The sequence below is a fragment of the Flavobacterium azooxidireducens genome (assembly GCF_023195775.1).
In the GTDB taxonomy this organism is placed as follows: domain Bacteria; phylum Bacteroidota; class Bacteroidia; order Flavobacteriales; family Flavobacteriaceae; genus Flavobacterium; species Flavobacterium azooxidireducens.
Map to the genome: position 1 here is coordinate 896,048 of NZ_CP096205.1, position 16,575 is coordinate 912,622.

General features: G+C 34.8%; 15 protein-coding genes. 7 read left to right on the top strand and 8 right to left on the bottom strand.

Annotated features, from left to right (window positions below; genetic code table 11):
* Nucleotides 1–67: 67 nt before the first annotated feature.
* From nqrF to M0M57_RS04055, 6 genes are read right to left on the bottom strand one after another with little or no spacing between them, the layout of a single operon-like run.
* On the bottom strand, nucleotides 68–1,363 hold the full coding sequence (gene nqrF / locus M0M57_RS04030; RefSeq protein ID WP_248435614.1) for an NADH:ubiquinone reductase (Na(+)-transporting) subunit F: 1,296 nt from the start codon (nucleotides 1,361–1,363) through the stop codon (nucleotides 68–70).
* Nucleotides 1,364–1,382: 19 nt separating this feature from the next.
* Nucleotides 1,383–2,000: an NADH:ubiquinone reductase (Na(+)-transporting) subunit E gene (nqrE, locus tag M0M57_RS04035; protein ID WP_248435616.1), complete on the bottom strand. Its 618-nt coding sequence runs from the start codon at nucleotides 1,998–2,000 to the stop codon at nucleotides 1,383–1,385.
* A gap of 29 nt (nucleotides 2,001–2,029) precedes the next feature.
* On the bottom strand, nucleotides 2,030–2,692 hold the full coding sequence (locus M0M57_RS04040; RefSeq protein WP_248435618.1) for an NADH:ubiquinone reductase (Na(+)-transporting) subunit D: 663 nt from the start codon (nucleotides 2,690–2,692) through the stop codon (nucleotides 2,030–2,032).
* A 4-nt stretch (nucleotides 2,693–2,696) separates the two neighbouring features.
* A complete protein-coding gene (nqrC, locus tag M0M57_RS04045; protein WP_248435620.1) occupies nucleotides 2,697–3,428 on the bottom strand; it encodes an NADH:ubiquinone reductase (Na(+)-transporting) subunit C in 732 nt (243 codons plus the stop codon).
* Nucleotides 3,429–3,430: 2 nt separating this feature from the next.
* Entirely contained in the window at nucleotides 3,431–4,582 is a 1,152-nt protein-coding gene (locus tag M0M57_RS04050; RefSeq protein ID WP_248435622.1) for an NADH:ubiquinone reductase (Na(+)-transporting) subunit B, read from the bottom strand.
* 10 nt (nucleotides 4,583–4,592) lie between these two features.
* Nucleotides 4,593–5,942: a Na(+)-translocating NADH-quinone reductase subunit A gene (locus M0M57_RS04055; RefSeq protein WP_248435624.1), complete on the bottom strand. Its 1,350-nt coding sequence runs from the start codon at nucleotides 5,940–5,942 to the stop codon at nucleotides 4,593–4,595.
* A 168-nt stretch (nucleotides 5,943–6,110) separates the two neighbouring features.
* Here M0M57_RS04055 and M0M57_RS04060 point away from each other — a divergent pair, with 168 nt between their 5' ends.
* The 6 genes from M0M57_RS04060 to M0M57_RS04085 all read left to right on the top strand — a co-directional run bounded on the left by M0M57_RS04060 (nucleotide 6,111) and on the right by M0M57_RS04085 (nucleotide 13,381).
* The gene (locus M0M57_RS04060) at nucleotides 6,111–6,287 is read left to right on the top strand and encodes a hypothetical protein (RefSeq protein ID WP_248435626.1); all 177 of its coding nucleotides are present in this window, start codon (nucleotides 6,111–6,113) and stop codon (nucleotides 6,285–6,287) included.
* Nucleotides 6,288–6,322: 35 nt separating this feature from the next.
* The gene (locus M0M57_RS04065) at nucleotides 6,323–7,573 is read left to right on the top strand and encodes a type IX secretion system plug protein (protein ID WP_248435627.1); all 1,251 of its coding nucleotides are present in this window, start codon (nucleotides 6,323–6,325) and stop codon (nucleotides 7,571–7,573) included.
* 3 nt (nucleotides 7,574–7,576) lie between these two features.
* Complete coding sequence (locus M0M57_RS04070; RefSeq protein WP_248435629.1) at nucleotides 7,577–8,695, top strand: DUF3667 domain-containing protein; 1,119 nt, start codon at nucleotides 7,577–7,579, stop codon at nucleotides 8,693–8,695.
* Between the two features lie 2 nt (nucleotides 8,696–8,697).
* Complete coding sequence (apaG, locus tag M0M57_RS04075) at nucleotides 8,698–9,084, top strand: Co2+/Mg2+ efflux protein ApaG (RefSeq protein ID WP_248435631.1); 387 nt, start codon at nucleotides 8,698–8,700, stop codon at nucleotides 9,082–9,084.
* A 292-nt stretch (nucleotides 9,085–9,376) separates the two neighbouring features.
* Nucleotides 9,377–11,002, top strand: a complete 1,626-nt coding sequence (gene pruA, locus M0M57_RS04080) for an L-glutamate gamma-semialdehyde dehydrogenase (RefSeq protein WP_248435633.1) — start codon at nucleotides 9,377–9,379, stop codon at nucleotides 11,000–11,002.
* 105 nt (nucleotides 11,003–11,107) lie between these two features.
* A complete protein-coding gene (locus M0M57_RS04085) occupies nucleotides 11,108–13,381 on the top strand; it encodes a T9SS type A sorting domain-containing protein (RefSeq protein WP_248435635.1) in 2,274 nt (757 codons plus the stop codon).
* A 57-nt stretch (nucleotides 13,382–13,438) separates the two neighbouring features.
* Here the strand turns inward: M0M57_RS04085 and M0M57_RS04090 are convergent, their stop codons facing one another.
* A complete protein-coding gene (locus M0M57_RS04090; protein ID WP_248434336.1) occupies nucleotides 13,439–14,413 on the bottom strand; it encodes an IS110 family RNA-guided transposase in 975 nt (324 codons plus the stop codon).
* 312 nt (nucleotides 14,414–14,725) lie between these two features.
* Nucleotides 14,726–15,355 carry a 16S rRNA (guanine(527)-N(7))-methyltransferase RsmG gene (gene rsmG / locus M0M57_RS04095; RefSeq protein ID WP_248435636.1) on the bottom strand — a complete coding sequence of 210 codons (630 nt, stop codon included), beginning with the start codon at nucleotides 15,353–15,355 and terminating at the stop codon, nucleotides 14,726–14,728.
* A gap of 106 nt (nucleotides 15,356–15,461) precedes the next feature.
* Between rsmG and M0M57_RS04100 the strand changes: the two genes are divergently transcribed.
* Nucleotides 15,462–16,556 carry a fatty acid desaturase family protein gene (locus M0M57_RS04100; protein ID WP_248435638.1) on the top strand — a complete coding sequence of 365 codons (1,095 nt, stop codon included), beginning with the start codon at nucleotides 15,462–15,464 and terminating at the stop codon, nucleotides 16,554–16,556.
* The last annotated feature ends 19 nt before the right edge of the window (nucleotides 16,557–16,575 follow it).

Genomic DNA, 16,575 nt, shown 5'->3' on the forward strand with positions numbered 1-16,575 from the left:
AAACATTACAAAAAGCAAAAAACCGACTCATTTCTGAATCGGTTTAAGTATTATTATTAAAATTGGACTATCCTCCAAAGTCATCAAAACGGATATTTTCCGGTGGCATTCCGAAGTCTTCTCCCATTTTCTGAACGGCATTGTTCATCATTGGTGGACCACAGAAATACAATTCAATATCCTCCGGATTTTCGTGTTTAGACAAATAGTTGTCAATTACAACGTTGTGAATAAATCCAACAAAACCATCTCCTTCTCCACTTGTTCCGTCTTTTACTTTCCAGTTATCTTCCGGTAATGGTTCAGATAAAGCCATATAGAATTTAAAGTTAGGGAAATCTTTTTCCAAAGCTCTAAAGTGATCAACATAGAATAATTCACGTTTTGAACGACCACCATACCAATAGGTCACTTTTCTTCCTGTTTTTACGGTTCTGAAAAGGTGGTATAAGTGTGAACGCATTGGAGCCATTCCGGCACCACCACCCACATAAAGCATTTCGGCTTCACTTTCGTTGATGAAAAATTCTCCATAAGGTCCCGATACAATTACAGGATCACCTGCTTTTCTTGAGAAAATGTATGATGATGCAATTCCGGGATTAACAGATGCCCAACCATTTTTAGCTCTGTCCCAAGGTGGAGTAGCCACACGAACATTTAGCATAATTTTTCTTCCTTCTGCTGGGTAAGAAGCCATTGAGTAAGCTCTTTCAACCAATTCAGTATTTTTCATTACTAATGGCCATAAATTAAATTTATCCCATTCTGCTTTAAATTTGTCAGGTTCACCAGGATGTTCTTCCGGATGAGCAGCAATATCAATATCGGAATATTTTACTTCACATTTAGGAATTTCAATTTGGATATATCCGCCTGCTTCATAATGCATATCGTCCGGTAATTCAACAATAAATTCTTTGATAAACGAAGCAACGTTGTAATTTGAATATACTTTTGCTTCGAATTTTTTAATACCGAAAACCTCTTCAGGTACTTCGATAACCATATTGTTTTTTACTTTAACTTGACAACCTAATCGCCATCCTTCGGCAATTTCTTTTCTTGTAAAATGTGGTTCTTCTGTTGGAAGAATTGATCCTCCTCCATTCGTTACAATACATTTACATTGTATACAAGTTCCACCACCACCACAGGCAGATGGAAGAAATATTTTACTGTTTCCAAGTGTAGTAAGTAGTGTATTTCCTGATTCTACTTCTAATTCGTTTTCTCCGTTAATTTTAATTTTTACCGGACCCGACGGAAGTAATTTTGATTTGGCTCCTAACAACATTCCCACTAAAAGGAAAACGATGACTAGGAAAACTACAACACTGGCTAAGATTACTGGTGTATTCATTATATTGTATCTTATTTAATTATATTTTAATTCCCATGAAACTCATAAAACCAATCGCCATTAAACCTGTAATGAGGAAAGTAATACCTAATCCACGTAATGGAGCAGGAACGTGTGAATAAGCAATTTTTTCACGAATAGCAGCAATAGCTAGAATGGCCAAGAACCATCCGATACCTGAACCTAAGCCATAGGTTACTGCTTCAGAAATTCCTCCGAAATCTTTTTGTTGCATAAATAACGAACCTCCTAAAATCGCACAGTTAACTGCGATCAATGGAAGGAAGATACCTAAAGCTCCGTAAAGTGCCGGTGCAAATTTTTCAACAACCATTTCCACTAATTGCACCATAGAAGCAATTACTGCGATGAACATAATGAAACTAAGGAAACTTAAATCCAAAGAAGCATAATCTTCACCTAACCATGCTAAAGCTCCTTGTTTTAATAAATAATTATCCAATAAGTAGTTGATTGGAACTGTTATCGCTAATACGAAAATTACAGCAACACCTAAACCTACGGCTGTTTTAACTGTTTTTGATACTGCTAAATAGGAACACATTCCTAAGAAGTAGGCGAAAATCATATTTTCGATGAAAATACTTTTTACAAATAAACTTGCTAATTCTTGCATGTTATAATAATTTAATAGCTACGCTATGATTAGTGTTTTTCAATTAATTTACGGTTTTTTGAACGTTGAATCCATATGATGATTCCAACTACTATTAATGCCATTGGCGATAATAACATCAAACCGTTATTTTCATATCCGTAAGCATATAGTCCGGTTTTATCAGTAACGTTTCCTAAAACTTCATAACCTAACAATTTGCCAGAACCAAGTAATTCACGGAAAAACGCTACTACAATTAAAATTACTCCGTAACCCCAAGCATTACCAATTCCGTCTAAAAATGATTTCCATGGTCCATTTCCTAAAGCAAAAGCTTCCAGACGTCCCATTACGATACAGTTGGTAATAATTAAACCTACGAATACTGATAATTGTTTACTAACATCATAGGCAAATGCTTTCAAAACTTGGTCAACTAAAATTACTAATGAAGCAACAATTACAAGTTGAACGATAATTCTAATTCTGTTTGGAATTAAATTTCTGATTAACGATACAATTACGTTACTGGCTGCCAAAACTACTAATACCGAAATTGCCATAACGATAGCCGGTTTTAACTGAACAGTAATTGCTAATGCAGAACAAATTCCTAATACTTGAACGGTGATTGGATTGTTATCATTGAATGGATCAGACAACAATGTTCTATTTTTCTTTGAGAACAACGGTTCTTTTTCTTCTGACATAATGCTAATTTTTTAGTGCAAGTTTAGATTTTTGACTGGAAAAATAATTTCCGTAATGAGATAATCTTTCTTTGATCATCGCTGATACTCCATCGCCGGTAATCGTTGCACCAGAGATTGCATCTACTTTATTATCGTCTTTATCGTTTCCGCCAGTGTATCCTTTCTTTACTTCAATTCCAACTAATTGACCTTCGGTTGTAAATATTTTTTCACCTACAAAACGATCTAAAAACCAAGGCTGAGTAATTTCAGCTCCTAAACCAGGTGTTTCACCTTTGTGATCAAAAACAACACCTTTTACCGTATTCATATCTTTTTCTAAAGAAACATAACCCCAAATTGCATCCCAAAGACCTGCTCCACGAAGCGGAATGATGTAAAAAGTTTCTCCATCTTTTTCTGCTACAAATAGTGGAAATTTTTGTTGAGCTACATCTTTCTTTACTTCCGTTTTTAAATCAATTTCAAACGTTTTCTGTCTATCTTCCGTAGCAGTACCATCGGCATTAATTAAATAACCACTTTTGATTACTTCATCAAATTTTGCTTGTGCTTCTTCTCTACTGATTCCGGTAACTCCTACAGTAGTTAGAATATTTTGCATTTTTTCATTTCTTACGTTGACATCTTGCATCGGCTTTAATGAAGTAGCTGCAAAAGCTAACAAAGCTCCCACGACTACCACCATAATTCCGGCAAATAAAAACGTATATCCGTTACTATTTCTATCCATGATTAAGCAGTTTTTAATTGTTTAGCAACTCTTTTCTTTCTTCTTTTGACGTTACCTTCCACCACATAATGATCGATGGTTGGTGCAAATACATTCAGTAACAATATCGCCATCATCACACCTTCCGGATAGGCCGGATTGAAAACTCTAATTAGAATACTAAAGAATCCAATTAAGAAGCCATAAATCCATTTTCCTCTGGTTGTTTGAGCGGCAGATACAGGATCTGTTGCCATAAATACGATACCAAATGCTAAACCTCCTACTAATAGGTGGCTCATACCAAAGTTCATTAAAGGATTTGCTCCCCATAATTCGAATAAGAAAGCGGTAAACGCAGCTCCTAAAAATCCGCTGACAATGATTCTCCAACTTCCAACTCCGGTGATGACTAAAATCGCAGCACCAACTAGAATCCAAAGTACAGATGTTTCTGAAATAGATCCCGGTATGGTTCCCGCAAACATACTCCACGTATCATAACCTGCTTCTTGCCCAGCAGCTAATTTTCCTAAAATTGTTTCTCCAGAAATTGCATCCGTTGTAGTGGCATCAGAAACCCAAACTTTATCTCCAGACATATAAGTAGGATAAGCAAAGAAGGCAAATGCTCTCGCTGTTAAAGCAGGATTTAAAATATTCATACCGGTTCCTCCGAAGGCTTCTTTACCGATAATAACGGCAAAAATCACCGACAATGCCAACATCCATAAAGGTAAGTCGATTGGCATAATCATCGGAATTAATAATCCGGTTACTAAGTATCCTTCGTTTACTTCGTGTCCTCTTACGATGGCAAAGTAGAATTCAATTCCTAATCCAACTCCGTAAGAAACGGCGATCATTGGTAATACTTTCCACATTCCGTGAATTAAAGCATCCATAAACGGAACTACTTCTTGAATTTGCGACAAACTTTGGTAACCTGCATTCCAAGTTCCAAAAATTAATGCTGGAATTAAAGCTAAAACCACCGTAATCATGGTACGCTTTAAATCAACTGCATCTCTAATGTGAGCTCCGTGCTTTGTTGTGTGATTTGGAACATATAAAAATGTGTCCAATGCATTGACAGCCGGTGCAAATTTTTCCAATTTTTCACCTTTTCCGAAAGGCTTTTTTATTTGGTCTATTTTATCTCTTAAAAACTTCATAGCTATATTTTTAACCTACTTCGTTAATCATTAAATCTAATGCTTCTCTGATAATTACTTGTGCTTCTAACTTTGAAGTATTTGTGTAATCTATCAAAGCAAAATCTTCAGGAGCTACTTCGTAGATTCCTAAACTTTCCATTTTATCGATGTCATTTGCCAAACAAGCTTTTAGCAATTGCATTGGATAAATATCCAACGGCATTACTTTTTCCATTTCGCCTGTTACAACTAATGCTCTTTCTTCACCGTTTAAATTAGTATCGGCAACATATTTTTTACCCGGCATTAACCAAGATAAAGCAGTACGTTGCATACTGTGTTTGTTTACTCCTGCAAATGGCAACCAACCAAACATTCTGTATTGATTTCCTTCCGGAATAACCGTTACAGTGTTTGAATAATAGCCTAAATTTCCGTTTGCTGAAACTTTATCGCCTGTGAAAACATCACCGGAAATGATTCGAACATTGTCTGAAGCTAATTTTCCGGAAACAATTTCTTTCATTTGAGCTCCAATTCGAACGGTATAATATTGTGGTTTTGTTACTTCTGAACCGGTTAATGCTATTACTTTGGTTGCATCAAATTTCCCGGTTAAGAATAAATCACCAATGATGGCAACGTCTTGTGGAGCAACAATCCAAACGCGTTCTCCGGCATTGATTGGGTCAATTTTTGAAATTTGAACACCAACATTTCCAGATGGATGCGGACCAAAAACTTTATGTAATTCTACTCCTGAAACAGAACTGAAAATTGAATTTACTTTTCCGTTTACCGAAAGATGAACTTTTCCTTGGGTTAATTTTGATAAAGCATCAATTCCGGCTTGAAATTGAGTTAATTTATCTTTTAAAGCCACTTCAACATCGGCAGATAATGGTGCCGAATTGTAAGCGGAAATAAAAATTGCTTTTGGAGTATCGGTGGAAGTTGCTACAACATCATACGGACGTTGTTTGATAAAAGGCCAACAACCGGAAGCAAGCAAATGTGACTTAACTTGTTCGGCTGACATTTCTTTTGGATTTTTCTTTCCGTGCTCCACAAAAGTGTCTTGAGCATCGGCAAGAATGTTGATTTCCAAAATAACTCTTTTCTCTCCACGCTTGATTTCACTAATTTTTCCGGAAACGGGTGAAACAAATTTCACTGCTTCATCGTTTTTGGAATAAAAAATGACTTCTCCTGCTTTAACTTCGGCTCCTTCTTTAAGCACCAGCTTTGGTGTAACTTTATGAAAATCAGAAGGCTTTATGGAATAAACTTGTGATCGTGAAGTTGCATCAACTTTTGCTTCTGCTTCTCCAACGAGTTTTAAGTCTAACCCTTTCTTGATTCGAATGTCTTTTGACATATTTTATGAAGATATGATTAGTAAATAGTTTTACATAATTTTAAACGGTGCAAATTTAAAAATTAAATAACAATTGAACGACATGATTAACAAATGTCTAATGGTTTTTCATTTATTTATATTAATTCTAAATAGTGTTTTAATTTCAATTGAAATGATTCGCTTTTAATGAATTCCTTCTTAGCCCTGATTGAAGCCAATAGCTTTTTGTTCTGGTGTTCAGAACAAAAACTATGGCAAAAAGCAGGAACATGGTTGGCTGAAAAAGCCCGAACCATTCGCTCCAAGAAATTTAAAAAATATTGTATCGGAAAATTATGTGGCATCTTTTATGTTAGCAAATAAATAGTATATTTACCTTTTGATTAAAAAATTCTCTCATGCGAAACCTTTTTTTACTCGTTTTTTGTTTTATTAGTAGTGTTTCTTTGGCTCAAGCTGAACAAGAAATTGCTCCGCCTTATAACATTAAAACGGCTACGTTTATTCAGAATAACATTAACGCGATTCCGATTTTTAGGTTGGGCGATCCGTTTCAATTTGTTTTTGATGATTTGTATGGCGATGAAGCAAATTACTACTACACGATCACGCATTGCGATTATAATTGGACTAAATCGCAGTTGAATTTGAACGAATATATTGTTGGTTTGGACAATCAACGCATCATGGATTATGAAAATTCGTTCAATACGTTGCAATTGTATTCGCATTATCGGGTTTCGTTTCCGAATCAATTCACGAAAGGTTTTAAAGTGAGTGGAAACTATATGTTGAAAATCATGAACAATAATCAGGAAGTGGTTTTTACGCGAAAATTTATTTTGTATGAAGATTTGGTTTCGGTTCCTATGCAGGTGAAAAGTGCTCGTGACGTTCGGGTCTTGAATCAGAAACACAATTTAGAATTTTCGATTTTGCCTAATAATATGTTGTTGCAGAATCCGATTCAGAACATTAAAATTATGCTGTTGAAAAACGGTATTTGGAATACCGCCATTACCAACGTAAAACCAATGTTTACGCTAGGCAACGATTTGATTTATAAATATGATAAAGAAACACAGTTTTGGGCAGGAAATGAATTTTTGTTTTATGAGAATAAAGACATTAGAAATGCCGTGAACAATGTTCGTTATATTGAATTAAAAGGAATTTATAACACTTATCTAATGCCTAATTCCACTCGTGGAAATTTAGAATATACTTTTTTTCCGGATTACAACGGAAACTTTTTAATTAACAACGTTGGTGCACGAGAAAATGTTGACGTAGAAGCTGATTATTCTTGGGTGTTCTTCACCCTAAGTGCCCCTACCTATTACGGCAAAAAAGATATTTATATAACCGGAATGTTCAACAATTATGCTTTGACACCGGAATATAAAATGGATTATAATAAAGAAAAAGGCATCTATGAAAAAGCCTTGATTGTAAAACAAGGTTTTACAAATTATGAATACACATTAGCCGATTCTAATGGCCGAGTAGATTTTGAAAATGCATTAGATGGCAACTTTTTTCAAACGGAAAATAATTATTTTTGTATAGTTTATTACCGTGCCAACAACGACCGTTTTGACCGTGTAATCGGAAAAGGAATGGCAAGTTCGGTTGATATTATTAAATAATATATGTCTGAATCTACAAGAGAAATTAAAAATTACCGCGGATTAAAATGCTTAAACTGCAACCATCCGCTAGACATTTCAGATAAATTTTGTCCCAATTGCGGGCAAAAAAACACCACCAAAAGACTAAGTCTAAAAGACTTTGTAGATGAGTTTTTGGCTAATTTCTATGCATACGATTCTAAAGTTAGAAACACAATAATCAAACTTTTTACCAAACCGGGAAAAGCTGCAAAAGAATTTATTGATGGTAAAAGACAAACGTATGCCAATCCGTTTCGCTTTTATTTAAGTGTTTCCTTAATATATTTTATTTTTAGTGGATTAGTGACCAAATTTAACGATGAAACAATTGTTGATTTGGAGCAAACTACCATCAAAAAAAGCGAAGAAAAAAATCAAGAAAAAGATTCAACAAAAACAACTAACGATCAACTCGATTTAAACGACCCGAATTCTCCCGTTCAAATCAACCTCGGAAATGTTGAAATAAAAAAAGACACAGTAAAAAAACAAAAATTTTACACCGAAAAACAAATTGCCGATTTTGGTTTTTTAAAGAGAACGTCTCGAAAAGTTCAAACATATGCCAATTTTTTTGACCATTCTAAAACAACCTATCCGCCTAAAATTCTCGATTCATTAAAACATGAAAAATCGAAATGGAATTTATATTTACTCAAAAAAACGTATCAATTTAAAAAATTGGATGAAGAGGATAATTATGGTAAAAACGGTTTTGAGCTATTTTTTGACTATTTGTTAGAAAAAATGCCTTTTATTTTATTTATCTCTTTACCCTTTTTAACAATTGTTTTTGCTGTTTTGTATTATAGAAAAAAACTATCCTATGCAGAACACATGGTATTTGTTTTCAATTTTATGAGTTTCATGTTTTTACTCATATTTACAAAGGAGATTATCGGTCTAATTACAGGTTTAGACTTAGGTTGGATATTTCTAATCATAACGCCCATTTATTTCTACAAATCTTTAAGAAATTTTTATCAACAAAGTAGGTGGAAAACAATTTTAAAATTTGTAATTTTGAACTTTCTATTACCAACAACTGCTTCATTTGTAGCACTTTTGGTTTTACTTATAGGATTTTTGTTGTATTAATCATGGTTTCACAAATTACAAGAGGCATAAAAATTTCAGTTACTACTAGTTTTGAAGGAACTTACTTCAAGAACTACAAGCTTCATTTTGCCTTTAGTTACCACATTACCATCGAAAACCACAGCAAAGATTCCGTGCAATTGATGTCGCGTCATTGGGAAATTTTCGACTCACTAAACCACAACGAAATCGTTGATGGCGAAGGCGTTATAGGAAAAAAACCCGTTCTAAAACCCGGCGAAAGTCACACCTATAGTTCAGGTTGTTTATTGTCATCGCCTTTCGGTGCAATGCGAGGTCATTTTAATATGATTAATTTCACGTCAACCCGCAATTTCAGAGTGATTGTGCCTACTTTCAAGTTAGGAGCTCCATTTGCTTTAAATTAATTTTCAGAAGCTATTCCCGCTATCCGCTACAAGCTTTTGCTCTAAAACCTTTTTTTCAAAGGTCCGGCAGTAGCTCCCAAGGTCGCTCTGCCAAACCAAGAAAAAATAGGTTTTCTTCACAAAAGGCTTTCCACTTCTATCGGGGCTAGGCGAGAGTGCTAACAATTCCCTAAAATACAAACACAGTTATCAAAAATTCAAAAAAACCTTTGTACTTTTGTGTTCCATTACATAATTCACACAGAAAGAATTATATAATTACCAAAATGTCTAATAATCAAACAACACACTTATGTTAAAAGGATTTTTTCACGTACCCAAAGCCATTAACGAACCCGTAAAATCATACGCTCCCAACAGTCCTGAAAAAGCAGCTGTTTTAATGGCTTACAAAGAAATGTGGAACAGCAAAATCGATGTACCATTATATATAGGTAGCGAAGAAATTCGCACCAAAAATACGCGTAACATGACGGCTCCACACGATCACAAACACATCGTAGGAACCTATCATTTAGCCGAAAAAAGTCACGTAGAAAAAGCAATCACAAACGCATTAGAATCAAGAAAAGCTTGGGCAGCTATGCCGTGGGAACAACGTGCCGCTATTTTCTTAAAAGCTGCCGAATTGATTGCCGGACCGTATCGTGCCAAAATCAATGCCGCCACAATGATCGCTCAGTCCAAAACCATTCACCAAGCTGAAATCGACGCTTCGTGTGAATTAATTGATTTTTTGCGATACAATGTCGAATTCATGACACAAATTTATAACGATCAACCCGCTTCCGATTCTTCAGTTTGGAATCGCGTAGAATACCGTCCGTTAGAAGGATTTGTGTATGCTATTACGCCATTTAACTTTACAGCTATTGCCGCCAATCTTCCTGCCAGTGCTGCCATGATGGGCAACGTTGTGATTTGGAAACCAAGTGATAGTCAAGTATTTTCAGCAAAAATAATTATCGATGTTTTCAAAGAAGCCGGTGTTCCGGATGGTGTTATCAACGTTGTTTTTGGAGATGCTGTGATGATTTCAGATACTATTTTTGATCACGCCGATTTTGCCGGAGTTCATTACACCGGTTCAACCTTCGTGTTTAAAGAAATTTGGAAAAAAATCGGAACCAACATTCACAAATACAAAACTTATCCAAGAATCGTTGGCGAAACAGGCGGAAAAGATTTCGTTGTCGCTCATCCAAGTGCGAATGTAAAACAAGTAGCTACCGGATTAATTCGTGGTGCGTTTGAATTTCAAGGACAAAAATGTTCAGCAGCTTCCAGAGCCTACATTCCAAAAAGTATGTGGCCGGCAGTTGAAGCCGAATTAAAATCGGAAATGGCAACCATCAAAATGGGTTCACCGGAAGATTTTTCAAATTTCTTCACCGCTGTAATTCACGAAGGTTCATTTGATAAATTAGCTAAATTCATCGATCAAGCTAAAAAAGACAAAGATGCCGAAGTAATCATCGGTGGAAATTATGATAAATCAGTTGGTTATTTTATCGAACCTACGGTTATCTTAACCACCAATCCAAAATATGCCACAATGGAAACCGAATTATTCGGACCGGTTTTAACCATTTATGTTTATGACGATAATAAATGGAAAGAAACACTGAAGTTAATTGATGAAACTTCAGAATATGCCTTAACCGGAGCTGTTTTCAGTCAAGATCGTTATGCTATTACCGAAGCAACACAAGCTTTAGAAAATTGTGCCGGAAACTTCTACGTGAACGACAAACCAACCGGAGCCGTTGTTGGAATGCAACCTTTTGGAGGGGCAAGAGCTTCCGGAACAAACGACAAAGCAGGTTCTGCACAGAACTTATTACGTTGGGTTTCGCCAAGAACAATCAAAGAAACGTTTGTTACACCTGAAAATTACCGTTATCCATTCTTGGGTTAATTAAGTATAAATCAAAAAATTTAAAAGTCCGAATGTTAATTATTCGGACTTTTTTTTATATTTGATAGAAATAAACCTATTAACTTCAAAAATCATCTCTCGCTAATGAAAACAAAAATTACGATTTTCGCTTTATTTTCAATTTTATTTTCTTTTGCTCAAAAAGGAGAATATGATTTATTGAAAGAACATACACAAACTAAGATTTTGTACGATCAAGTTTTCGATATTTCTAAAATCACCAAAACCAAAAAGGATGAAATTTCTGCGATGTACTTCAGACAAGTTTATCACGAAATTCAACGAGCTGATTATTTACAGCGATTGCCAAAATATGAAATTCTGAAAAAAGAAGCAGATGATGCTTTTTTTACTAAACAAATTCCACTTTCTATTTTAATTTCCGAAGTGGAAACCATCAAAACAGAAGCTTTAGAAAACAATACTATTTCAAAAAATAACAATCAATTTGTTTTGAATAATCCATCAGCCGATGCTTTTCAAAACCACGAAATTGCATTGATGGCTCCGTTGGTTTCCAGATCAAAAAATAAAACAGTTGAATTTATTCTGAAAGACAAAAATATTTTCAACACAACTTCCAAAAATATTCAAGCTATTTATATCAGTTTTATCGACGAAAGTCTTTGGCAGACAGTTATCATTAATCAACCAATTCATGTGGATTTTGGAACTTCCGGTAAAAAATCAATTTCATTTAAAATTGAATTCACCAACGGAGAAAGTAAAATCATCAAATCAACTTTCGAAATTCAAGGAAGTTCAACCATTGCCAATCGCAACGGAAATGAAATTTTAGCAGAAACAATTACCGCATCAATTCCGTATCAAGGTTACGGCGAAAGTGCGGCTTATTTAGGTCAAGGCGAATATGAAATTTACCTAGATAATGTTGATCAAGTTTTAGATAAACCCATTTTTCTAATTGATGGTTTTGATCCGGGCGACACGAGAAACACAGAATTAATTTACTCTTTATTGAATTATGGCGGAACAGATCAAAACTTAGCCGATATTGTTCGCAACGAAGGTTTTGACATCGTTGTACTAAACTTTCCGCAATATTCTCCCGCAGACGGAATTGTGATTGATGGTGGTGCCGATTTTATTCAACGAAACGCAATGATTTTAGTAGAACTTATCAATCAAATTAATGCTCAAAAAGTTGGAACAGAAAAAAATGTCGTGATCGGACCAAGTATGGGCGGACTCATCTCGCGTTATGCCTTGCGATATATGGAACAAAACGATATGGAACACGATACTCGTTTGTATATTTCATTTGATTCGCCGCATTTAGGTGCTAATGTACCCATTGGGTTTCAACATCTTTTTAATTATATGGCAAACGGTCCGTTGGGAGATGTAACGCTTCAAGAAATTGTGAATAGTGTGTTGTCAAGTCCGGCAGCCAAACAAATGTTACTCGATCATTACACCGGCCATTTGCAAACCGGAAGTGCAACCGAGTTTGATAATGCCACTCAATTACCAACCGGAGCTCCGAATTTTAGAACAGCTTTTCAAAATGAATTAAACACAATGGGTTTCCCAACAGAAACAAGAAATGTTGCCATTAGCAACGGAAGCGGAAGCGGAACCATGACCGGAACCCCGGGAATGTTTGTATTAAACGATTATATTGTGAATGCAACTGACACGCAAAGAGCAAGATTTGATGTGCGTTTTACACCACCGGCAGGCGTTTCAAATCAATTGGTAAGCCGATTTAGAGGACAACAATTTGTATTTATTTGGTTAACGATATTTTCAAGTCAGGCGAATGCAACCTCTCCGGCAACATCTTCCGGATTAGATTCTGCTCCGGGCGGAATGTTTAATGTCGCTGATTTTGCTGAAGCCGGAAGTGGAAATCCAACTTTAGATGCCTTTTTAGACAATTTGGCTATCGATCGTTTTTGTTTTATTCCAACGTTGAGTTCGTTGGCAATTTCTAATCCAAATTGGTATGCAAATGTGACTGATGCCTCAATTACACCTTTTGCCGCTACTTTTGTACCAACAGAAAATGAAGATCACGTGACGTTATCCGCCGGAAATGTAGAATTTGCTTTAGAGGAAATTTTAAACGAACCTTTATCTGTTGAACAACCTATTTTATCTGAAACGTTTTTAATCAAAAACCCAATTAAAAATACGATTGAAATGTATAGTTCTAGCTTACTTTCAAACGTAACTATCTCGATTGTTGATGCTTCGGGGAAAAAAGTTTTCTCTCAAAATAACATTTCAATTGAAGGAAATCATCAATTGGATGTCAATTTATCGAACGGATTTTACTTGATTAAAATTGAGTCTGCTGAAAGAAATTTTGTGCAGAAGTTGATTAAAAATTAATTTTTATGATTATATTTCTTTAAAACAGAAATAGACTCCGTCGTGTCATTTCGATTTCTATGATAAAACCAAATTTTTTTGATAAGGAATTTGGTTTTTAATTACTGCAAAAACCCGATGTATTATTTTGTTTCTAACTGCATTTCTAACGCTCATTTTATTTTTACCTTCTTCTACTTTTCGAAGATAATAATTTCTTAAGTCATTATCATTCCTAATAGCACTCATCGCTCCTAGATGCAAGACACTTTTAACTGTTTTATCAGCAAGCCTTGACACTCCGGATCTTCGCTTTATTGATGTGCCTGACTGAAAATCAAAAGGAACAACTCCGCTATAACAGGCCATTTTCCTTGGATCTGTTATAGTTGTAAACCCTTCCGTTTTTGCCAAAATAATCCACGAGAGCACTTTACCTACACCAGGAACAGACTTCATCAATTGATAATTATTTTTTAAATCTGATTCACTAGAGATAACTTCTTCTATACTTTTTTCTATGTTTTTAATTTGAATATCAATACTCTTAACAAGTTGCAAATTTAATTTCAGCAATTCCTTGTCCATATTAATTCCTTTCATCAGTTTGTAGTCATCCTGCTGGCTCGTCAATTGTTTTCTCATTTTTATTCTTGCTGCTCTTTCTGTAAGCAGTACTTTAATTTTTCTGATTGTCAAGGATGAAGGTTTCCATTGTGTAATTTCTTGATGGTTCTTCTCGATAAAATTACAAATTCGAAGTGCATCAACCTTGTCATTTTTTCCTCTTGTAAGGCCCATACTCTTCTTTAAGTGTAAGGGTGATATGATATAAACTTTAAAGTTGTGAGATTCCAAGACCTGCAACAAATTCCAATTATATTTACCCGTATTTTCCATAGCTACAATAGGATAGCTAGTAGAATAAATTTTAAAAAAACGCTTAATACTCTGTACTTTGTTTTCAATAGTAAAATAGGAAACTTTTTCATCTTTGATACAAATGTCTAAAGTCTTCTTACTGATGTCAATGCCAATAATAATGTTTTTCATAACTTTGCTTTTAACGTTAAACAAGTGATTTGAGAAATTCATCATAAGCTCAACTCCTTAATAATGGGTCTGGTTCCCTAATTTCTATTTGAGTCTTTGATGAAAAGGGAAGCTAAAGTCTTAATCGAAATATGAGTAATTAACTCTGACGCAGGAATAGTGTACTTTTGCTTCCTTTCTCAATCATAAATTTATTGATTTTTTCTAAAAACAAATCTAAAGGACGAAGGAGAAATCACATAAAGTAGGTAAACGATATGTGATTTCTCCTTCGTCGAAATGACACAAAAAGGCGAAGTATTTAAATGGTTTTTACACTTTAAACTTCAACGGCAAATGCACCACTTTCTTCGTTTCAAAAAACTCTTCCGAAAAATAATCGGCTAAATTAAATTCCGTTGCTTTTGGAAAATCTTTCAATTCTTCTGTTAAATCGCCACCTTTTAAATACAAAATACCATTTTTAAGTTCGTGGTTGTTTTGTTTTTTAATTTTGTCTTTTATCCAAGAAACAAAATCCGGCATATTTGTGACTGCTCTACTAACGATAAAATCAAAATCACCTTTGACATTTTCGGCACGCAATTGTTCTGCTTTTACATTCTTTAAACCTAACGCAGTAGCCACTTCATTAACCACTTTTATTTTTTTGGCAATTACATCAATCAAATAAAAACGAGTTTCCGGAAACAAAATCGCTAACGGAATTCCGGGAAAACCACCGCCGGTTCCCACATCCAAAACAGTCGATTTCGGTTGAAATTCCATCACTTTGGCAATTCCTAATGAATGTAAAACGTGTTTCACATACAATTCATCAATATCCTTTCGGGAAATTACGTTGATTTTGGCATTCCATTCGGGATACAATTCGCCTAATTTTTGAAACTGAACAACCTGATTTTCAGTAATGTTAGGAAAATACTTCAAAATTTCTTCCATATTGTGCTATTTTTAACAAAAGTAAACATTTTGGTGTTGAAATTTTATTGTTTGTTCAACGTTATGATTTATATTAATACTTACCTTTGAAAAAATTTTTAATTACATGAATACCACAATTCCAACATTCTCTAAAGACGACAATCTAAAGTTTTTTAGAACGCTTAATAGTCGAGTGAACAACTACTTCAAAGAAAATAACATACAAAAAACCGGAAATTGGAAACTTCACTTGAAAACAATCGTGATGTTTACTATCTTTTTAACTCCTTACTTCTTCCTTTTGGCTATGGATATGCCATTTTGGACGTATCTATTACTTAACGTCGTAATTGGTGTTGGAATGGCTGGCGTTGGAATGAACGTAATGCACGATGGAAATCACGGTTCGTATTCTAACAAACCTTGGTTGAACAAAATTATGGGTGGAAGCATTTATATTCTAGCCGGAAATGTGTACAATTGGCAAGTACAACACAATGTTTTACATCATACTTATACCAATATAGTTGGTCACGACGAAGATTTAGATGCTGGTAGAGTTATCCGTTTTTCAAAACAATCAGAATGGAGATATTTTCATAAATTTCAACATTATTACTCTGTTTTCTTATATGGTTTGTTGACATTCAATTGGGCAATCACTACCGATTTCAAACAAATGAGAGCCTATTTAAAACGTAAATTATCATATGGTGAACCTAAAAGTCCTAAAATTCTTTGGACAACATTAATCATTACTAAAGTAATTTATTTCTCAATTTGGTTAGTATTACCAATGGTTATGGGAATCACTTGGTGGAAAGTTATTCTTGGTTTTGCAGTAATGCATTATACAGCCGGTTTAATTTTAAGCATCGTTTTCCAATTAGCTCACGTTGTTGATGAAACCACAAATCCGGTTCCAAACGAAGTTGGTGAAATCGAAAATACCTGGGCAATTCACCAATTGTTCACGACTGCCAATTTTGCTCCTAAAAACTGGATAGTAAACTGGTACACCGGTGGTTTAAATCACCAAATCGAACACCATATTTTCCCTCATATCAGTCACGTTCACTACGGTAAAATTGCTGATATTGTGAGAGAAACTGCCAAAGAATGTGATCTGCCTTATCACGAATTCAAAACGATGAGAGCTGCAGTTATCGCTCACTTCAAACATTTGAAAGAGTTGGGTCAAGAACCTCAAATGGCATAAGTAGATTACTTTTTAAAAT

Bases quoted from the DNA above. Each gene is read 5' to 3' on its own strand.
- M0M57_RS04090 (WP_248434336.1), bottom strand. From the start codon at position 14,413: ATGAAAAACATTATTATTGGCATTGACATCAGTAAGAAGACTTTAGAC.
- nqrE (WP_248435616.1), bottom strand. From the start codon at position 2,000: ATGCAAGAATTAGCAAGTTTATTTGTAAAAAGTATTTTCATCGAAAAT.
- pruA (WP_248435633.1), top strand. From the start codon at position 9,377: ATGTTAAAAGGATTTTTTCACGTACCCAAAGCCATTAACGAACCCGTA.
- M0M57_RS04040 (WP_248435618.1), bottom strand. From the start codon at position 2,692: ATGTCAGAAGAAAAAGAACCGTTGTTCTCAAAGAAAAATAGAACATTG.
- nqrF (WP_248435614.1), bottom strand. From the start codon at position 1,363: ATGAATACACCAGTAATCTTAGCCAGTGTTGTAGTTTTCCTAGTCATC.
- M0M57_RS04060 (WP_248435626.1), top strand. From the start codon at position 6,111: ATGAATTCCTTCTTAGCCCTGATTGAAGCCAATAGCTTTTTGTTCTGG.
- M0M57_RS04055 (WP_248435624.1), bottom strand. From the start codon at position 5,942: ATGTCAAAAGACATTCGAATCAAGAAAGGGTTAGACTTAAAACTCGTT.
- M0M57_RS04070 (WP_248435629.1), top strand. From the start codon at position 7,577: ATGTCTGAATCTACAAGAGAAATTAAAAATTACCGCGGATTAAAATGC.
- apaG (WP_248435631.1), top strand. From the start codon at position 8,698: ATGGTTTCACAAATTACAAGAGGCATAAAAATTTCAGTTACTACTAGT.
- M0M57_RS04065 (WP_248435627.1), top strand. From the start codon at position 6,323: ATGCGAAACCTTTTTTTACTCGTTTTTTGTTTTATTAGTAGTGTTTCT.
- M0M57_RS04050 (WP_248435622.1), bottom strand. From the start codon at position 4,582: ATGAAGTTTTTAAGAGATAAAATAGACCAAATAAAAAAGCCTTTCGGA.
- M0M57_RS04085 (WP_248435635.1), top strand. From the start codon at position 11,108: ATGAAAACAAAAATTACGATTTTCGCTTTATTTTCAATTTTATTTTCT.
- nqrC (WP_248435620.1), bottom strand. From the start codon at position 3,428: ATGGATAGAAATAGTAACGGATATACGTTTTTATTTGCCGGAATTATG.
- rsmG (WP_248435636.1), bottom strand. From the start codon at position 15,355: ATGGAAGAAATTTTGAAGTATTTTCCTAACATTACTGAAAATCAGGTT.
- M0M57_RS04100 (WP_248435638.1), top strand. From the start codon at position 15,462: ATGAATACCACAATTCCAACATTCTCTAAAGACGACAATCTAAAGTTT.